Below are 18,448 nucleotides of genomic sequence, written 5' to 3' on the forward strand. Positions count from 1 at the left end.
GCCAGAACCTAGGCAATAGTCATGGCGACTAGAGATCGTCTCAGTGGCGCGCAATGGGAAACAATCTGAACGCATGGCCGGTTCGAAAATCAACGACATCCTGCTGTTCCTGATGGTCGTCGAAACCAGCAGCTTTGCTGGCGGCGGCAAAACCCTGGGCCTCTCGCGCTCCGCAGCCGGCAAGGCGGTGGCGCGCCTCGAAGACCACTATGGCGCAAGGCTGCTCAATCGGACAACGCGCTCCCTCAGCCTCACCGAGGAAGGTCGAGCGCTGTACGAACGAGGCCTGACACTGCGCACGGCGCTGGAAGCAACCGATGAGGCCATGTCCGGAAAGCCCGGCGTGCCCCAGGGCACCTTGCGGATCACGGCCCCCGATGCCATCGGCCGGCGCCTGTTGCTCCCCGTTGTGCCCGCATTCCTGAAGCAATGGCCGAAGGTCCAGATCGAAATCAGCTTTTCCGACCGCGTCGACAATCTGGTTGATGAAGGCTTCGACCTGGCAATTCGGGTGGGGCTCACCTCACCGCCCGATGGTTTGATCGCCCGCACCCTGCTCACCGACGAACCGGTTCTTTGCGCCGCGCCGACCTTTTTCCAGGACCGCTCACGCCCTCAACGGGTCGAGCAGCTGGATCTTTATGACACGCTGGAGTTTGCCAGCAGAGGCGAACGCCAGGGCTGGCGTCTGCAAGAGGCCGATGGCACCTGGGTGCGCGTGCAGGGCCGTGGGCGCCTGCGTCTAGAAAGCGGCGAAGCGCTGCGCGACGCGGCCCTTGCCGGCATGGGCATCGCCATTCTGCCGCGCCTCATGATTGAGGTCGATCTGGCCGAGCGCCGCCTTGAACGGGTGCTTCCCGACATCAACATCGCCCATGTGCCGATCGTGGCGCTTTATCCTCACCGCCGCCTCCTGGAGCCGCGCGTGCGAAGATTCATCGATCACCTGGTCGAAAGTCTCTGAAAGAAGCTCCAACCACGGTCTAAGCGCGCGTGGGGATAGCCTCACGAAGACGCGAAGGACACCTTCACGCCGCGCTGGCGAAAGTAGGCCTGCAGCAGCTTCCGGCCGGACCGGTTGTTCTGGACAAGCCGGGACGGATCCAGAACGACTTCCTTCAAGCCTTCGCGCTTCAACGCTGGCTTGAGAGCCGCAATATGAAGATCGATGTCCTCATTGTCCGCCTGGAGTGATTCATAGATGCGGTTCGTCGCATCCGCCACGGTCAGTTCGCTCACTGGTGCATTCCTGATGTTGTTTGGCTGGCGCTTACCACATTTTCAGGCCTGACACCAAAGAGAGTTAACTGGCACTCAAACGCGAAGGGGCCACCAGTGGCGGCCCCTTGCAGATTGCTTTGGCTGGCAGACGAGTGTCCGCCGCCATGCCTGGATCAGCTGGCCTCGGCCGGCGCAGTGCCCTTCCAGGCGTCAAGATCGATATCCAGATCCTTGTAGTCATCCGGATTGAGCACCGGACGGGCCACCCCGGCCTTGAGCTGACGACGGAAGTCCTTCAGCAACCGCATGGCGACCGGGAACAGCATCATGATCGCAAGCAGGTTCACGAGCGCCAGAATGCCCATCATCGGATCCGAGAAGAAGAACACCGCCGTTGCGCCCGGGGCGACAGCGCCCAGGAAAACGATGCCCATGATCGCAACACGGAAAACGTTCAGCGCAATCGGGCTCTCGGTCATCACCGTCAGGGCATTCTCGCCGAGATAGTAGTTGTAGATGATCGAGGAGAAGGCAAACAGCAGGATTGCCGCCGTCAGGAAGTACTGCGCCCAGCCGCCCAGATGCGAGACGATGGACTGCTGCGTCAATGCCACGCCATCAATACCTTCCGCGCCCGGTACGTAGACATCGCCCAGAAGGATGACAAACGCCGTGCAGGAGCAGATCAGGATTGTATCGATGAAGACCGAGAATGCCTGGGTGATGCCCTGGCTGATCGGGTGACGGACTTCGGCGGTTGCCGCGACATTCGGCGCCGAGCCGAGACCAGCCTCATTGGAGAAGAGGCCGCGGCGCAGACCCTGTGCGATTGCCGCACCCATTCCGCCGGTCACGACTTCCTCGAAACCGAAGGCGTTTCTGACGATCGACATGAAAACGGCCGGAACATCTGCGATGTTGATCAGGATCACGACTGCGGCCATCAGGAGATATCCGATTGCCATGATCGGGACGACCACATCAGCCGCCTTGGCGATCCGGTGAATACCGCCGAAAATGATGAAGCCGGCAACGATGGCAAGGCCGATACCGGTCCACAAACGGCTGATCCCGAGGCTGTCTTCAACGGCCCCTGCAACCGTGTTCCCCTGAAAGGCATTGAAGCCAAGACCAAAGGCCGCAATCAGGCAGATGGCATAGATCACTGCCAGCCATTTGTAGTCTGCTCCAAGGCCATGGATGATTGAGCGCGCAGGCCCGCCGCGGCATTCGTTTTCACCCGTGCGCCTCTTGAACAACTGCGCCAGCGAGCACTCAACAAGACTGGTTGCCATGCCGACAAGGGCAATCGCCCACATCCAGAACACGGCACCTGGACCACCAAGCGTGATAGCAACCGCAACGCCGGCGATATTGCCGCCGCCGACACGCCCACCCACCGAAACGAGAAGCGCTTCTCGTGCCGAGATAGCATTCGGATCTGCCGCGTTGTTGTTGCTGGACAAAACGCGCCACATGCGTCCGAAGAATTCGAATTGGACAAAGCCGGTCGTAATCGTAATGAACAGGCCAAAGACGACGAGAATGGGGATCAGGGACCACCCCCAGGTCAGATCGCCTATGACGCCAAAGAACGCTTCAATAAATTCCATTGTGCTTTATTCCCCTCAATTCGAATTTTCAGGCTGTTTCGAAGTAAACCGTGCAACGGATACATCGAGTGCCGGACCCGAGAACCTTACACATCTAAATTCCTGAAATCGCTTTGCGGGGTCGCATACGGGTGGCACCACATGATACATATGTAGCGTCAACTAGCGAAGGTCAGCCGCATGTCCAGCGACTTTGCCGTCAATCTCCGTCTCTTGTGCAGCTACCACAGATCGATCGCAGAGGTCTGCGAGGCGCTAGGCATCAACCGCTCTCAGTTCAACCGCTATCTGAGCGGAGAAACCTTTCCCTCGCTCAGGACGATGCGACGCATCTGCGACTTCTTCGGCGTCGAGGAGTCGGAAATCCTGTTGCCCAAGGGCCGGTTTTCCAATCTCGTGACACTGAAGCCGCAAAGATCGGGCGCGAGAGCCGAAAGAAACGTGATTACGGCGGTCGGTGAAGAGATTCGCCTGAGCTCCGTGCAACAGCTCGATCCCTATCTCGGCTATTACTTCAGCTACTACAATTCCCTCTCCCACCCGGGCCTGTTCCTGCGCTCATTGACGCGCATCTACCGAACACCGTTCGGCGTCAACGCCAAGACCGTCGAGTCGATCGGCCTGAAGGGCAAACGGGAGTTCACCTGCAAGTATGAAGGCGCCTGTTTCGTCCTGGGAGACCGGATTTTCCTCACGGTGATGGAGATGCTCACGCGCAATGAAGCCATGCAGATCATCCTCTACCCGAGCTACAACAATCGCATTCGATACCTGAGCGGCGTCCTGTCGGGCGTCGCCGCCAGAGCCCCTCACCCGCCGGCCGCGACCCAGATCGTTTTCGAATACCTCGGCCAGACCCCCAACGTGCGCGCATGCATGAAACAGTGCGCCCTGTATCCCCCGGACGATCCGGAGGTCCCCGATATCATCCAGGACATGTTGACCATTGGCGTGCGCGCCGGAACCGCCGTTCTGGAAGCCCCCCTGTCGTAAACCGGCCAGCTGGGGTCGTCTTTGCCGACCTCCCGAATGAAGCCAGAGCCAAGCCCATCCTCCGCTCCGTCATGCCATGGCGCGACCATGGCATCCATGCCGTGGACTTGCCACGCAGCAACGCTTCGATCTAGAGGCACGAAACGGCATGGATTGCAGGATCAAGTCCTGCAATGACGGCGGAGTTTGGTGGACGGGAGTGAACATCTCAATGTCCTCCATGCTCTCCCCGAACCACCGGCGGTCATCCCCGCCATGTGCGGGGATCCAATCCACATTGCGGTAGGCCGGACGGGTGTTAGGGGGGAGACTGGCCGCAGGCGTCCTGCTTTGCTCGATACGCTTCAGGAGCCAATGGATCCCCGCACAAGGCGGGGATGACGGCCAAGAGGATAGCGCCAGAGCCAATCCCCCATACTGCTGAAAACAAACCCCTCCTTCGTCATTGTCGGGCTTGTCCCGGCAATCCAAATAACTTCAACTCGAAAACTGGAGGAGTGGATCCTCGGGACAAGCCCGAGGATGACGCCAGTGAGTTTGTTGCGGACTTTGCCTCTTGCTCCATGCCTTCCCGGACGCAGCAACGCGAAGATCCGGGATCCAGTACGCCGGAACCTCACAGCTCATGCCGATGCGCCGGCGATTACTGGATCCCTGCCTTCGCAGGGAAGGCAAAGAGGGGATGCAACAGAGCTCATTCCTCACTCGGATGTAGCAAACCTTATCCCTCACTCGGGTGGGGATAGGCCCCTCGCAAGGCATTGAAAACACACCCACTGCCTATGAATAGCCGAAACTTATCCTCCCCTGCCGGACCTGTCGTATCATCACTCCCGTTCCTGCCATCACGGGGCCGAGTGCGGACCGTCCGTTCGCGGTGGTGGGGACATGGTTTCGAGGATGAGGTCTGGTGTAACGGACCAGAGCCTTATCCGGTGACTGGCAGCTTGGACCTGCAGCGGGGAGTGACGCCGCAGATCTCGGGTATGCGTCTCGTATCTGGCAAACCGGGGGACGCTCTACCTCCGGGGCGCAGAAAAGAGAAAGACGCGCGCTCAGTCATTTGGGACACGAAGCTTGGGCAGGCGTGACGGCCTTGCATATCCCACCTTCCCAACCATCGCCCGGCAAGTCCGGAGCGCCTGCCATCCCGTTTCAAACGGGAAACTGAGACCAGCCAAAACGCCGGGGAAAGATCCTGCGGCGGATCTGGCGCTGGCGTGTGATCCGGTCAAAGGACAACGCCCATCACTATCCCCCGAACGTCGGCCTTGCTCTTGTGCGCTGCAGAAGTGTTTAATCCCAAAAACCAACCAGAATGTCGGGGAGCAGGCACGTGGCGAAGACCAATGCGGGCAATTTTTTCGAAGACTTTTACGTCGGTCAGGTAATCCGCCACGCGACGCCGCGCACGGTCACCACAGGCGACGCCTCGCTTTACACCGCGCTCTACGGCTCCCGTTTCGCGGTCCAGTCTTCCGACGATTTCGCCCATGCCGTCGGTTATGACCGCGCACCGATCGACGACCTTCTGACCTTCCACATTGTCTTCGGCAAGACGGTCCCTGACATTTCGCTCAATGCGGTGGCCAATCTCGGCTATGCCGGCGGACGGTTTCTTGCGCCGGTCTATCCGGGCGACACGCTGTCGGCGGTTTCCGAGATCATCGGCAAGAAGGAAAACTCCAACGGCCGGACAGGCGTCGTCTATGTCCGCTCCACCGGCTACACCGCCGATGGCACCGAAGTTCTGGATTATGTCCGCTGGGTCATGGTCAACAAGCGCGACGCGAACAACCCGCCGCCGGAACCGGTTGTTCCCGAATTGCCAAGTGCGCTCGATCCGCAGGCCCTCGGCAACGCAGTGCCCCTGCTCGACGTTGCCCATTGGGACACGGATCTGGCCGGCTCCACCTTCCGCTTTGGCGATTATGCCAAGGGCGAGAGGATCGACCATGTCGACGGCATGACGGTGGAAGAGGCAGAGCACCAGATCGCCACGCGGCTTTACCAGAACACGGCGAAGGTTCATTTCAACCAGCATACGGAAGGCCAGGGCCGCTTCGGTAGGCGCCTGATCTATGGCGGTCATGTCATTTCGCTGGCCAGGGCCCTGTCGTTCAACGGTCTTGGGAACGCCTTCCATATCGCAGCGATCAACGGCGGGCACCACGTGGCACCCTTGTTTTCCGGCGACACGGTCTTTGCCTGGTCGGAGGTCCTGGATACGGCGGAGCTGGAAGGGCGCACAGATGTTGGCGCATTGCGCCTGCTGCTCGTTGCCACGAAGAACCGCCCCTGCGCCGATCATCCCTTGAAGGATACCGACGGCAAGTACCTGGAAGACGTGATCCTCGACTTTGACTATTGGGCCTTGATGCCAAAATAACCGGTGCTGGACAGTCCCATCTGAAGCCGTCACTCTGGGCAGGGAACCGACACTCCGGAGTGCAGACATGAAGACCGTATCCTTCACCCAGATGAAAGACGGCACCAAGGCGGACTATGACCTGCTGGCAGAGCAGGAAAAGCCCTATCACGTGCTGACGGCTGACCGCATTCTGGCGGAACTGCGCAGGCAGGGTGAGGACACCATGTCCGGCTACAAGATCACCCGGATGGAGCACGGTCTTCAGTCTGCAACCCGCGCCTACCGCGAAGAGGCGGATATCGACTGGGTTGTCGGCGCCCTGCTGCATGACATTGGCGACGGCCTGGCGCCGCAAAACCACGACCGGTTTTCAGCCGAGGTCATTCGCCCCTTTGTCCGCGAAGAAGTGGCCTGGACAGTGGAACATCACGGCATTTTCCAGATGGTCTACTATGCCAACCACTACGGCTGGGATGAGAACGCCCGCGACCGCTTCAAGGACAACATCTATTTCCGGTCCTGCGCGGATTTCTGCGAGCGGTGGGATCAGTCGTCCTTTGACCCGGACTATCCGACGGAAGCGGTCGAATTCTTCGAACCAATGGTGCGAGAGGTCTTTGCCCGCAAGGCCTATGACCCGCTCCACCTCCGCGAAGGCGAGGTCGTCGGACTGCCCGCCTTGTCCTAGGACTTCGCCAGCGGATGCGCGCTTTCAACCAGCTGCTGCAGCCGTTCGTCCAGAACATGCGTGTAGATCTGCGTGGTGGAAATATCCGCATGTCCCAAAAGCTGCTGGACAACACGAAGATCCGCGCCGTTCTGCAGGAGATGCGAGGCAAAAGCATGGCGCAGCACATGGGGCGAGATCGCCGAGCGATCGATGCCTGCGCCACCGGCCAGATCCTTCAGATCCCGCGCGAAGGCCTGCCGCGTGAAATGCCCACTGGAACCGTGTGAGGGAAACAGCCACGGGCTCTTCTCATAGGCACCTTCTGCAGCGCGCAGGCCGACATAGTCACGCATGGCGCCTTGAGCCGCCTTTGAGAGGGGCACCAACCGCTCCTTGCCGCCCTTGCCCTTGATCTCGATCAGCCGCGCATCGCGCATGGCGGCACTCACCGGAAGGGCAACGAGCTCCGACACACGAAGGCCCGTGGCATAAAGCACTTCCAGCAAGGTGTAGAGCCGGTGCGCGCGCAGCCGTGCGGCAGCCGATTTCTGGGACTTCAGTGTGTCCGACCGGGCAGCCTCGATCAGCCTGTCCACATCGTCGACCGTCAGAACCTTGGGCAGGCTTTGGCGCTTTTTCGGCGCCGACATCAACCGGGTCGGGTCGTCTTGCCGAAGGCCTTCCGCATAGAGAAACTTGAAATATTGCTTCAGCGCCGAGAGACGGCGCGCCTGGGACGTGGCCGCAAAGCCCCGCCCGGTCAAATCGCTCATATAGGCGGAAACGTCGTCTGCACCGGCCTTGGCAGTCTTGGTGGAGCCGAGAAAGTCGGAAAAATCCTCCAGGTCCCTGCGATAACTGGACAGGGTGTTTTCCGCCGCGCCGCGCTCTGCGGCCAGCATTTCCAGGAAGCTCTCCAGGGAATAATCAGATGCCACGGACCCTAGCGGCCGAAGCCGTCCTTCTTGATGCGCACGGTGATCTCCCGTTCGCGGGGTTCAACCAGATTGGCCAGGGAATAGACCGCGCCATAGCCAAGACCACCGAGAATGATCAGCACCAGGATCAGACGGGTCAGGGTTGGCACGGCAGGTGGCTCCTCAAACGAATCGGATTTCGCCAGTTTTCCCTGCCCGTCACATCGGCGCAAGCCGTCTCGATCGGCAGCGGCAAACTTCGCTCTTGTGCCGCCGCCTGTTTCTTTGCAAGGGGAAGCTTTCTTTTTGATCGAATGTGCTAAAAAGCCGCCATGAAACACAACAGCGACCCAAAATCAGCAATCGCGACCGGCACCGGCGGGGCCCCTTCGGCCAGCCGCATGGCACGGGTTGTCGAGGCACTTGGCGACCGCTCCATTGTTCTCGTCGGCATCATGGGGTCCGGCAAGTCCACCGTGGGCCGCCGGCTCGCCCAGAAGCTCGGTCTCCGCTTCATCGATGCGGACACGGCAATCGAGCAAGCGGCCAACATGACGATCGCGGAGATTTTCGCCACCCATGGCGAGCCTTATTTTCGAAGCGGCGAAGAGCGTGTCATCGCACGGCTGCTGAAAGAAGGCCCCCAGGTTCTGGCCACCGGCGGTGGCGCCTTCATGAGTGACGCGACACGCAAGGCCATTTCGGAACATGGCATTTCCGTCTGGCTCAAGGCGGATCTCGACACGGTGATGACCCGCGTGCGCAAGAAAGCGACCCGTCCGCTGCTGCAAAACCCGGATCCGGACGGCACCATGAGAGAGCTTCTGACAGCGCGCGATCCGGTCTATGCGACCGCGGACCTATCGGTCCATTCACGCGAAGTGCCCCATGAAGTCGTCATGGACGAGATCATCGAGGCACTTGCAACACGGCTTCTGGACGGCGATATCAACACCGGTCCGACACAAGACATCTGAAGGCAATACATGACTGACACGCCCGCCTCTGCCGATCTCGACGCTGAACGTTTCCAAACCGTTCGCGTGGATCTGGGCAGCCGCAGCTATGACATCGTCATTGGCCGCGGCCTGCTACAGGAAGCCGGGGTGCGTATCGCAGCCGTCAAACCGGGCGCGCGCCTTGCCGTCATTACAGATGAGACCGTGGCGAAGCTTCACCTGGACGCCTTCAGCAAAAGCCTGTCAGAGGCCGGACTTGACCATGTGGTTCTCAAGGTGCCTGCCGGCGAAGCATCCAAGCGGTTCGAACTCTTTGAACGTCTTTGCGATGATGTCCTGGCGGCCCGCCTCGAACGTGGCGACGCCATTGTCGCGCTGGGCGGCGGTGTTGTCGGCGATCTTGCCGGTTTCGTTGCCGCTTCCGTGCGCCGGGGAATGAGCTTCATCCAGGTTCCGACAACGCTTCTGGCGCAGGTCGACAGCTCCGTTGGTGGCAAGACCGGCATCAACTCGCGCCATGGCAAAAACCTGATCGGCGCGTTCCATCAGCCCGATCTCGTTTTAGCAGACACCGCCATTCTGGACACGCTGCCCTTGCGCGATTTCCGCGCCGGATATGCCGAGGTGGCAAAATACGGACTGCTTGGCGACGAGCCCTTCTTCACCTGGCTGGAAGACAACTGGAAAGCCGTCTTTGCCGGCGGGCCGGAGCGGGACGAAGCAGTCGCGCGGTCCTGCCAGGCCAAGGCCGATGTGGTCGCCGAAGACGAACATGAAGCCGGGCGCCGGGCGCTTCTCAATCTCGGCCACACCTTTGGCCATTCCCTGGAATCTGCTGTTTCGTACGAAACCGAACGGCTGGTTCACGGCGAAGGCGTCTCGATCGGCATGATGCTGGCGCACGAGTTCTCGCAGCGCCTCGACCTGATCGGACAGGACACCATCGACAGGGTCGAAGCGCATCTGAGTGCGGTTGGCCTGCCCATCAGGATTTCAGACATCCCGGGCCAAATGCCGCCAGCTGATACCTTGATGGACATCATTGCCCAGGACAAGAAGGTCAGCCGCGGCAGCCTGACGTTCATCCTCACGCGCGGGATCGGACGGTCCTTTGTCGAAAAGGGCCTCGACCCCGCCACCGTACGCGACTTCCTGACGGAGAAGCTGACCCGATGACCGATCTGACCCTCTGGCTGGCAATCGCGGCCATCATTGTGCTGTTGTTTCTTTCGGGCTTCTTTTCTGGCTCCGAAACAGCTTTGACCGCCGCCTCCCGTGCCCGCATGCACCAGATGGAAAAGAGCGGCGACAAACGCGCCGGTCTGGTCGCTAGGCTCATTGCCGCCCGCGAACGCCTCATCGGGGCGCTTCTCCTGGGCAACAATCTGGTCAACATCCTGGCCTCCGCGCTGGCAACCACGGTCTTCCTCAACCTGTTTGGAGAGGCTGGTGTTGCTCTGGCAACGCTCGTCATGACCGCACTGGTGCTGGTATTCTCAGAAGTCATGCCGAAGACCTGGGCCATCTCAAACCCGGAACGCTTCGCCCTGGCCGTGGCGCCGATCGTCCGTGTCGTCGTGGCAATCTTCGGACCGATCGTCGCCGGTGTCGAAGTTATCGTCCGGCTCATGCTGCGCCTGGTCGGTGTCGACGTTCACGACGAGACCTGGGTGCTGTCGGCCCACGAGGAACTGCGCGGCGCGGTCGACCTTCAGCACAAGGAAGGCGGCCTCGTGAAGGCCGAGCGCGACCGCATCGGTGGTCTGCTTGATCTGGCGGAGCTGGAAGTCTCGGACGTCATGGTCCACCGGACCAACATGGTGGCCCTCAATGCGGACGACGACTTGCCGAAACTGGTCGATGCAGCCCTTGCCTCGCCCTACACACGCTTGCCGCTCTGGCGGGGCGAAACCGACAATTTTGTTGGCGTTCTTCACGCGAAAGACCTGCTGCGCGCGCTTCATGCTGCTGGCGGCGACAGTGAAAAGCTGGACATAGAGCAGATCATCACACCGACCTGGTTCGTGCCGGACACAACTTCGCTTCAGGACCAGCTCAACGCCTTCCTGCGCCACAAGTCGCATTTCGCCCTCGTTGTCGATGAATATGGCGAGGTAATGGGCCTGGTCACGCTAGAAGACATTCTGGAAGAGATTGTCGGCGAAATCGCTGATGAGCACGACGTGGAACTGGAAGGCGTGCGGCCTCAAGCCGACGGCTCCGTCGTCGTGGATGGCTCCGTGCCGATCCGGGATCTCAACCGGGCAACGGACTGGTCATTGCCTGACGAAGAGGCGACGACGATTGCGGGCCTCGTAATCCATGAAGCCCGGATGATCCCGGACGAACGCCAGATTTTCACTTTCCACGGCTTCCGCTTCACCGTGTTGCGGCGCGAGCGCAACCGGGTCACCCGCCTGCGCATCATGCCGCTAGGGCAACAAGCCCGACAGGTGCCGCCGCTTTCCGTTGTTCCCCCGCAAACGCCGACGGTTGCAGGATCGTAGGCCCGCCGGAAGCGGCGTCTTCTTGAGCCCTCAGGACGTGCCGGAAATACGCGCAGCGCGCGGATCGGGATCTTCAGGTGCGCGCACCTCAATGGCCAGGGCATGAACACTGGCCGCCAGCTCGTCGGCGAGCAGCTCATTGATGGCACGATGCCGGTTCACCCGGCTCATGCCGGAAAAGGCCTCTGAAACGATACGGACGCGAAAGTGCGTTTCACCGCCTTCCCGCCAGCCGCCATGGCCTTTGTGCTTGTCGGATTCGTCAATGACATCCAGAGAGGCTGGCGCAAATGCCTGACTCAGTTTATCGATGATAGTCTCTTTCATGCTCATGGCAGCTTTTTCGCCTCGCCTCATGTTTTCGTCAAGACGGATCCTGTAGAATGCGTCCCGCTTCGCCGCTCACAGCGGCACGAAAATGTCGCATTCGAAAATTTGCTTGCCGCAGCCCACAATTTGCATCATCGCAAAGCTTGTTCCCGCCCTCAGCTCTGACCATAATCTAGCTTATGAAACTGGACTCAAAAATATTCGACAGCATCCGCGTGAAGCCCGACAAGGAGAAGGCGCAGGAGGAGACACATCCTTCCTGCGATCATCCCGGGTGCAAACGTCCCGGCACCCATCGCGCACCCAAGGGTCGCGACCGGGAAGGCCAGTATTTTAATTTCTGCGTCGACCACGTGCGGGAATACAACAAGTCCTACAACTATTTTTCCGGCATGCAGGACGACGACGTCCGCAGCTATCAAAAGGACTCCATGACCGGTCACCGCCCCACCTGGAAGATGGGCGTCAACCGTCAGGCAGCCGATGGTCCCGATGGAATTGATCCGCGGACGGCAGCGCGCGCAAACGCGCAGCGCCGTGCGTCCGAAACCCGGCAACCGCGCCAGCGCAAGCTGCTGGCTCTTGAAAAGCGCTCGCTGGATGTGCTCAATCTGGGACCAAATGCCCGTGGCGCTGAAATCAAGACGCGCTATAAAGAACTTGTGAAATTAAACCACCCGGACGCCAATGGCGGTGATCGCTCATCCGAAGATCGTCTTCGAGAGATCATCCAGGCCTACAATGTCCTGAAAAAGGCTGGCTTCCTTTAGGTCGCGACCTAGTCTGCATCTTCCCTGCAGATATTTCCAAAACACCCCACCCGGCACGGCCGAGGCAGCGGAGGACCGATGACTGAGATGACGAACGCGGCTGCGAGCACGCCGGATACAGAAGTTTCCGTGGAAGAGGTCTTTGGCTTCAAGACCGACCTCAGGGTTCCGGCTTTCTCGACCCCGTCCGAACATGTGCCGGAGGCCGATCCGGACTATCTTTTCGACCGGGCGACCACCCTCGCCATTCTGGCCGGCTTTGCGCACAACCGCCGCGTCATGGTCTCGGGCTATCACGGCACCGGTAAGTCGACCCATATCGAGCAGGTCGCATCCCGCCTGAACTGGCCCTGTATCCGCGTCAATCTGGACAGCCACATTTCCCGTATCGATCTGGTCGGCAAGGACGCCATCGTCATCAAGGACGGCCAGCAGATCACCGAATTCAAGGACGGTATCCTGCCCTGGGCCTATCAGCGCAACATCGCGCTTGTGTTCGATGAATATGATGCCGGCCGCCCGGACGTGATGTTCGTGATCCAGCGGATCCTGGAATCCTCCGGCCGCCTGACCCTGCTCGACCAGTCACGCGTGATCCACCCGCATCCCGCGTTCCGCCTGTTTGCCACGGCCAACACCATCGGTCTGGGCGACACCTCGGGCCTCTACCACGGAACCCAGCAGATCAACCAGGCGCAGATGGACCGCTGGTCCATCGTCACCACGCTCAACTATCTGCCGCACGACAATGAAGTCGACATCATCCTGTCGAAGGCCAAGCACTACCAGGGTGCCGAGGGCCGGGCGACCGTTTCCAAGATGGTGCGCCTTGCGGACATGACACGAAACGCCTTCATCAACGGCGACCTCTCGACCGTCATGAGCCCGCGTACGGTCATCACCTGGGCCGAGAATGCTGAAATCTTCGGCGACATCGGCTTCGCTTTCCGTCTGACCTTCCTCAACAAGTGCGACGACATGGAACAGGCGCTGGTCGCCGAATTCTATCAGCGCTGCTTCGGTGAAGAACTGCCGGAATCCTCCGCCAACATCGTGATGAGCTGAGGACCGCATGGCAGGGCCGGGCAGCAACTCCAATCCGAACGGCAAGTCGACGCCGTCGACAGAACCGTTCAAGCAGTCGGTCACCGGAACCATCCGGGCGATTGCCGGTGAGCCGGAGCTGGAGATCATCTTCTCCGGCGACCGTCCCGGCCTGTCCGGAGCGACCGCACGTCTGCCCGAGCCATCCCGCAAGCTGACGGCCGGCGAAGTTGCCGTGACCCGCGGCCTTGGCGATTCCATGGCCCTGAAAATTGCCTGCCACGACGCCAAGCTTCATGCCCGCAGGGCGCCGTCCGGTCCCGAAGCGCGCGCCATCTTTGAGGCTGTCGAACAGGCCCGATGCGATGCTGTCGGCTCAATCCGCATGGAAGGTGTGGCCGACAACATCTCCGCCATGCTCGACGACCGCTACAAGAAGGCCAATGCGCCAGAAGTGGTCAGCCGCGAGGAAGCGCCGCTTCAGGACGCCATCGCTCTCATGGTCCGCGAGCGCCTGACCGGCGCGCCGCCACCGCCGAGTGCGGCCAAACTGGTCGACATGTGGCGCGGCTGGATCGAGGAAAAGGCTGCCAAGGATCTCGATCTTCTGACCACACGCGTCGAGGATCAGGAGAGCTTTGCCAAACAGGTCCATCAGCTGCTGACGTCCCTCGAGATGGCCGATGAAATCGGCGATCAGGATCAGGACGACGATCCGGACCAGAGCGAGGACGACGGCAACAACGACGAAGCGGAAACCGGCGGCGACAGCGAAGAGGACACCGGCGAACAGGAAGCGGCTCCCCAGGAAATGGAGATGTCGGGAGAAGAACAGGACGCGGGCGAGCAGGATGCCGCCGACAGCGAAATGGAAGACTTCTCCGAAGACGACATGGCCGACGCCTCGGAAGAGTCCGGCGAAAGCGACCGGCAGGACATGCCGTTCTCCAACCGCGCGCCCACATCCGACTACAAGGTCTTCACCACCCAGTTCGACGAGACTGTCACCGCCGAAGATCTCTGCGACACGGCGGAGCTGGACCGGCTGCGCGGCTTCCTCGACAAGCAGCTGACCAACCTTCAAGGTGCCGTCGCGCGGCTCGCAAACCGACTGCAGCGCAAGTTGATGGCCCAGCAGAATCGGTCTTGGGATTTCGACCTGGAAGAAGGCATCCTCGATACGGCGCGCCTGATCCGTGCGGTCACCGACCCGACGGCACCGCTTGCCTTCAAGCAGGAGCGCGACACGAATTTCCGCGACACGGTCGTGACCCTCCTGATCGACAACTCCGGCTCCATGCGTGGCCGGCCGATCACGGTTGCCGCCACCTGCGCCGACATCCTTGCCCGCACCCTTGAGCGCTGCGGCGTCAAGGTCGAGATCCTCGGTTTTACTACCAAGGCGTGGAAGGGCGGTCAATCCAGGGAAGCGTGGCTTGGCGCCGGCAAACCCGCAACGCCCGGGCGTTTGAATGATCTGCGCCACATCATCTACAAGTCCGCCGATGCCCCGTGGCGCCGGTCGCGCCGCAACCTTGGCCTGATGATGCGCGAAGGGCTGCTCAAGGAAAACATCGACGGTGAAGCCCTGACCTGGGCGCACGAGCGCCTTCTGGGCCGCCCGGAACAGCGCCGCATCCTCATGATGATTTCCGATGGCGCACCGGTCGATGATTGCACGTTGTCGGTCAATCCGGGCAACTATCTCGAGCGCCACCTGCGACATGTCATCGAGGAAATCGAGGGCCGCTCGCCGGTCGAGCTGATCGCCATCGGCATCGGCCATGATGTGACCCGCTACTACAAGCGCGCCGTCACCATCGTCGATGCCGAAGAGCTGGCCGGTGCCATGACGGATCAGCTGGCTGATCTGTTTGACGACGAGGTTCCAGAGACGCCGGTCCGCGGCCGAAGAAAAAAACGCGCCGGAGGACGGCGCTGATGGCAGAAGGCGGCCGGCGCTTGCGTGCGCTCGCCGCCGCTGCGCTCGGCTGCTGTCTACTGCTGCCATTCCCGGCTGTCGAAGCCGGGAATTTGGCTCTTCTTGAGGCTGCCAAGCCTGTTCAGGTCAAGACCCGGCCCTTCGACCGTTTTCAGATCGGCCGGAACCTCCACACCTTCGGCCCGCTGACATTTCTGGGTGGACTGGAACTGATTTCCGCCGATCGCAACGTCGGTGGCTTGTCGGGGCTCCTGAGCCTGAACAGCGGCAATCAGATCCTCGCCATCACCGACAACGGCCTCTGGTTCGCAGCCGACATCAAGCAGAGCCCGGACGGAACCCCGCTCGACGTCGCAAATGCCCGTTACACGCCGATGCTCAACCGCAGCCGCAAGACCCTGCGTGCCGCCTGGCAGCATGACACGGAAGCCATCGCGATCGACGGTGACAGCCTTCTGGTCACGGCGGAACGGGCCAACGACATCTTCCGCTTTCCCTGGCCGCTGACCACCGGCAAGGAACGGATGATCGAAGAGCTGGCGGTTTCCGCCGAGATCAAGGCATTGCGCGGCAGCAAGGGACTTGAGGCCTTGGCCATGGCGCCGGCAGGATCGCGCCTTCAGGGAACCGCTCTGGCCATTGCCGAGCGCGGCCCGAGCGGCAGCGACAGCATCCCCGGGTTTCTGCTCAAGGACGGTCATCAGGAGATGCTCTCGGTGGCACGCTCGGACCGCTATGACGTGACCGACGCAACCTTCCTCCCCTCTGGCGATTTGCTGCTGCTGGAACGGCGCTTTAATCTGCGCGACCTGGTCGGCATGCGCATACGTCTCATTCATGACGCAGATATCCTGCCCGGAGCTCGGCTTGAGGGGCAGGTCCTGCTGGAGGCCGACTACGGCTACCAGATCGACAACATGGAAGGCATCGCCATCCATGAGGGCCCGGACGGCGCAACCATTCTGACACTCCTGTCTGACAACAACCGGTCGCTCTTGCAAAGAACGCTGCTGTTGCGGTTCAAAATGGATGGTCTCTGAAAGGTCTCCTTTTCAAGACAGCTCCGCTGTTGAGAAATGGTGGGACAACCCTGTTGAGTTCAAACGCGCAAGCTGGAGAAACCCGCATGGAAACGATCAATTATCCCTTGATTTTCAGCGTTGCTCTCCTTGCACTCGCCACGCCTGGATCGGCAACCTTGGCCATCGCAGGAACGTCCATGGCGTTGGGTCGCAAACACGGAATGGCGCTGGCTTTTGGCGTCTTGTGCGGCTCTCTGACCTGGTCGATTACCGCAGCTCTCGGCCTCGGAACGTTGATGCTGGCCAATGCCTGGGTGCTGGAGGTCATTCGCTACGTCGGCGCCGGCTACTTGATTTTTCTAGCGCTTAAATCCGCCAGAGCCGCTTTTTCCCCCGCCGAAAAACAGGTCAGTCCTATCCAGGTGCATTCTGGCAGCTCAGCTTTCCGCAAAGGATATGCGCTGCACCTAACCAACCCTAAGGCGATTCTTTTCTTTGGATCGCTCTATTCCGTTGGCGTTCCGCCGAACTCGAGCTTTGCCGAGCTTCTCCCCGTCATCGTGATGATCGGGATGATGAGCACCACCGTGTTCCTTGGCTATGGCTGGTTGTTCGCTGTGCCCGCGCTGAGGAACGGCTATGCCCGCTTGCACCGCTGGTTCAATGGACTGTTTGCGATTGTCTTCGGCGGCGTTGGATTGCGCCTGCTGACCGCCCGCATGATTTAACAGCCCCGCAAACAAAAAAGCCTCCCGGATCGAGAGGCTTTTTCTGAAGTCCAAAAATTCGTGACGTTCGGCGCGGCGTTTATGCAGCCGATCCGTTCGGTGCTGGCTGCAGAAAGCTCAGAACAATCCGGTATGGCGCAAGCAGCGCGACAGCGACAAGGATCTTCACTGCGAAATCACCCAGCGCCCAGGAGACCCAACGCGGCGCTTCCAGAGCAAACACGCCAAACAACGGCGCCACTTCTGCGGCGAAATCGTCGTGGTATCCGAATGTGGCCGAGAAGATCGCGGCAAAGGCCAGAGAGAAGAACAGCACAGTGTCCACGATTGATCCCAGCAGGGAGGAAACAATCGGCGCTTTCCACCAGGTCGCACGGCGCAACCGGTCGAAGACGGTCACATCAAGCAGCTGAGCTACCAGAAACGCGGAGCCTGAGGCAATTGCGATCCGCGGCGTTGCCAGCCAGATCGACAGCAGCACGGCGACCAGGAAACCCACGACCACGACGAAACGCGCGGCATTGGGCCCGAACCGGCGATTGGTCAGGTCGGTCACCAGAAAGGCGGCAGGATAGGTAAAGGCACCCCAGGTCAGAATGTCGGCGAGATTGACCGCGCCAAGCATTCCCTGAACCGGGAACTGAACCAGAAAATTGGAGGCCACAACGACAGACGCCATCGCGAGGGTCGCGATGGCGAGTCGGGCCACGGAGAAACTCCGGGAATCTGTCATTTCTTTTAACCCATCAAAGGGAAGAGCGTTAGGCCGCTACTGCAGCAGCCTGCTGACGCTTGATGCTTGTCTTGATCCGACGCGCCTTCAGGGAGAGCTGATCGGATGACGCTTTTGCAAGATACGCATCAAGACCACCGCGGTGCTCAACAGAGCGCAGGGCATGCGCGCTGATGCGCAGCTGGAATGACTCACCCAGTGTTTCGCTCAGCAGGGATACGACGCACAGGTTCGGCAGGAAGCGGCGGCGGGAACGGTTGTTGGCGTGCGAGACGTTGTTACCCGTCATCACGTCTTTGCCGGAAAGTTCGCAACGGCGTGCCATGATATCACCTTTTATCTTTTGGCCGGCCCACGAAACGGGCCCGGCAGTTGCAACCGGAAGGGAGCGGACCTGAGGCCCGGCTACGCATCTCCGGCTTTGTACGGAAAAAGTTGGCCTGCTATACTGACCAAGCACGCTATCGTCAAGGCTTCAAAACGCGCGGAATGCGATTCCGTGGTTTTCCGACACGATCACGTGCTACGTTAACGACTGAGTTACCATACGCACGAACAATTGGCACGTCCGCTTCAGGTGATTTGCGCAAGCAATTTTCCGCAGGGGCAACAGCGCGGGGGCGCAAGA

General features: G+C 60.5%; 19 protein-coding genes. 12 read left to right on the forward strand and 7 right to left on the reverse strand.

The window, feature by feature from the left end:
• The first annotated feature begins 73 nt into the window (after positions 1-73).
• A complete protein-coding gene (locus tag IG617_RS13500; protein WP_192109746.1) occupies positions 74-964 on the forward strand; it encodes a LysR family transcriptional regulator in 891 nt (296 codons plus the stop codon).
• Between the two features lie 41 nt (positions 965-1,005).
• On the opposite strand, the gene IG617_RS13505 is transcribed toward IG617_RS13500, so the two are convergent.
• Together IG617_RS13505 and IG617_RS13510 are read right to left on the reverse strand one after the other, a co-directional pair.
• Entirely contained in the window at positions 1,006-1,239 is a 234-nt protein-coding gene (locus IG617_RS13505) for a hypothetical protein (RefSeq protein ID WP_153771395.1), read from the reverse strand.
• A 155-nt stretch (positions 1,240-1,394) separates the two neighbouring features.
• On the reverse strand, positions 1,395-2,834 hold the full coding sequence (locus IG617_RS13510; protein ID WP_192109747.1) for an alanine/glycine:cation symporter family protein: 1,440 nt from the start codon (positions 2,832-2,834) through the stop codon (positions 1,395-1,397).
• A 180-nt stretch (positions 2,835-3,014) separates the two neighbouring features.
• Between IG617_RS13510 and IG617_RS13515 the strand changes: the two genes are divergently transcribed.
• The 3 genes from IG617_RS13515 to IG617_RS13525 all read left to right on the forward strand — a co-directional run bounded on the left by IG617_RS13515 (position 3,015) and on the right by IG617_RS13525 (position 6,886).
• Positions 3,015-3,827 carry a helix-turn-helix transcriptional regulator gene (locus IG617_RS13515; protein ID WP_192109748.1) on the forward strand — a complete coding sequence of 271 codons (813 nt, stop codon included), beginning with the start codon at positions 3,015-3,017 and terminating at the stop codon, positions 3,825-3,827.
• Positions 3,828-5,163: 1,336 nt separating this feature from the next.
• Positions 5,164-6,216, forward strand: coding sequence for a MaoC/PaaZ C-terminal domain-containing protein (locus tag IG617_RS13520; RefSeq protein ID WP_192109749.1), 1,053 nt, complete (start codon positions 5,164-5,166; stop codon positions 6,214-6,216).
• A gap of 67 nt (positions 6,217-6,283) precedes the next feature.
• On the forward strand, positions 6,284-6,886 hold the full coding sequence (locus IG617_RS13525; protein WP_209008478.1) for an HD domain-containing protein: 603 nt from the start codon (positions 6,284-6,286) through the stop codon (positions 6,884-6,886).
• Here IG617_RS13525 and xerD read toward each other — a convergent pair.
• Together xerD and IG617_RS13535 are read right to left on the reverse strand one after the other, a co-directional pair.
• Complete coding sequence (xerD, locus tag IG617_RS13530) at positions 6,883-7,806, reverse strand: site-specific tyrosine recombinase XerD (protein WP_192109750.1); 924 nt, start codon at positions 7,804-7,806, stop codon at positions 6,883-6,885. The two genes, IG617_RS13525 and xerD, sit on opposite strands and share 4 nt — an antisense overlap.
• Positions 7,807-7,811: 5 nt before the next feature.
• On the reverse strand, positions 7,812-7,955 hold the full coding sequence (locus IG617_RS13535; protein WP_162858391.1) for a hypothetical protein: 144 nt from the start codon (positions 7,953-7,955) through the stop codon (positions 7,812-7,814).
• A gap of 162 nt (positions 7,956-8,117) precedes the next feature.
• On the opposite strand from IG617_RS13535, the gene IG617_RS13540 reads away from it, so the two are divergent.
• Genes IG617_RS13540 through IG617_RS13550 form a run of 3 tightly spaced genes read left to right on the forward strand, consistent with a single transcriptional unit; the run spans position 8,118 to position 11,251 of the window.
• Positions 8,118-8,762 carry a shikimate kinase gene (locus tag IG617_RS13540; RefSeq protein WP_192109751.1) on the forward strand — a complete coding sequence of 215 codons (645 nt, stop codon included), beginning with the start codon at positions 8,118-8,120 and terminating at the stop codon, positions 8,760-8,762.
• A 9-nt stretch (positions 8,763-8,771) separates the two neighbouring features.
• A complete protein-coding gene (gene aroB / locus IG617_RS13545; RefSeq protein ID WP_192109752.1) occupies positions 8,772-9,920 on the forward strand; it encodes a 3-dehydroquinate synthase in 1,149 nt (382 codons plus the stop codon).
• On the forward strand, positions 9,917-11,251 hold the full coding sequence (locus tag IG617_RS13550) for an HlyC/CorC family transporter (RefSeq protein ID WP_192109753.1): 1,335 nt from the start codon (positions 9,917-9,919) through the stop codon (positions 11,249-11,251). Before aroB ends, IG617_RS13550 begins: the two co-directional genes overlap by 4 nt.
• A gap of 30 nt (positions 11,252-11,281) precedes the next feature.
• Here IG617_RS13550 and IG617_RS13555 read toward each other — a convergent pair whose 3' ends face one another.
• Positions 11,282-11,584: a BolA family protein gene (locus tag IG617_RS13555; RefSeq protein ID WP_192109754.1), complete on the reverse strand. Its 303-nt coding sequence runs from the start codon at positions 11,582-11,584 to the stop codon at positions 11,282-11,284.
• A gap of 176 nt (positions 11,585-11,760) precedes the next feature.
• Here IG617_RS13555 and IG617_RS13560 point away from each other — a divergent pair, with 176 nt between their 5' ends.
• From IG617_RS13560 to IG617_RS13580, 5 genes are all read left to right on the forward strand, one after another.
• Positions 11,761-12,351, forward strand: a complete 591-nt coding sequence (locus tag IG617_RS13560; RefSeq protein WP_192109755.1) for a J domain-containing protein — start codon at positions 11,761-11,763, stop codon at positions 12,349-12,351.
• Positions 12,352-12,429: 78 nt separating this feature from the next.
• Positions 12,430-13,416, forward strand: a complete 987-nt coding sequence (gene cobS, locus IG617_RS13565) for a cobaltochelatase subunit CobS (protein ID WP_192109756.1) — start codon at positions 12,430-12,432, stop codon at positions 13,414-13,416.
• 7 nt (positions 13,417-13,423) lie between these two features.
• Positions 13,424-15,337: a cobaltochelatase subunit CobT gene (cobT, locus tag IG617_RS13570; protein ID WP_192109757.1), complete on the forward strand. Its 1,914-nt coding sequence runs from the start codon at positions 13,424-13,426 to the stop codon at positions 15,335-15,337.
• Complete coding sequence (locus tag IG617_RS13575; RefSeq protein WP_192109758.1) at positions 15,337-16,377, forward strand: esterase-like activity of phytase family protein; 1,041 nt, start codon at positions 15,337-15,339, stop codon at positions 16,375-16,377. Before cobT ends, IG617_RS13575 begins: the two co-directional genes overlap by 1 nt.
• 86 nt (positions 16,378-16,463) lie before the next feature.
• A complete protein-coding gene (locus IG617_RS13580) occupies positions 16,464-17,087 on the forward strand; it encodes a LysE family translocator (protein WP_192109759.1) in 624 nt (207 codons plus the stop codon).
• Between the two features lie 79 nt (positions 17,088-17,166).
• On the opposite strand, the gene IG617_RS13585 is transcribed toward IG617_RS13580, so the two are convergent.
• Together IG617_RS13585 and rpmB are read right to left on the reverse strand one after the other, a co-directional pair.
• Positions 17,167-17,820, reverse strand: coding sequence for a queuosine precursor transporter (locus IG617_RS13585; RefSeq protein ID WP_192109760.1), 654 nt, complete (start codon positions 17,818-17,820; stop codon positions 17,167-17,169).
• 28 nt (positions 17,821-17,848) lie between these two features.
• The gene (gene rpmB, locus IG617_RS13590; protein WP_192109761.1) at positions 17,849-18,145 is read right to left on the reverse strand and encodes a 50S ribosomal protein L28; all 297 of its coding nucleotides are present in this window, start codon (positions 18,143-18,145) and stop codon (positions 17,849-17,851) included.
• Between the last annotated feature and the right edge of the window lie 303 nt (positions 18,146-18,448).

Source organism: Roseibium polysiphoniae (assembly GCF_014842925.1).
GTDB lineage: Bacteria > Pseudomonadota > Alphaproteobacteria > Rhizobiales > Stappiaceae > Roseibium > Roseibium polysiphoniae.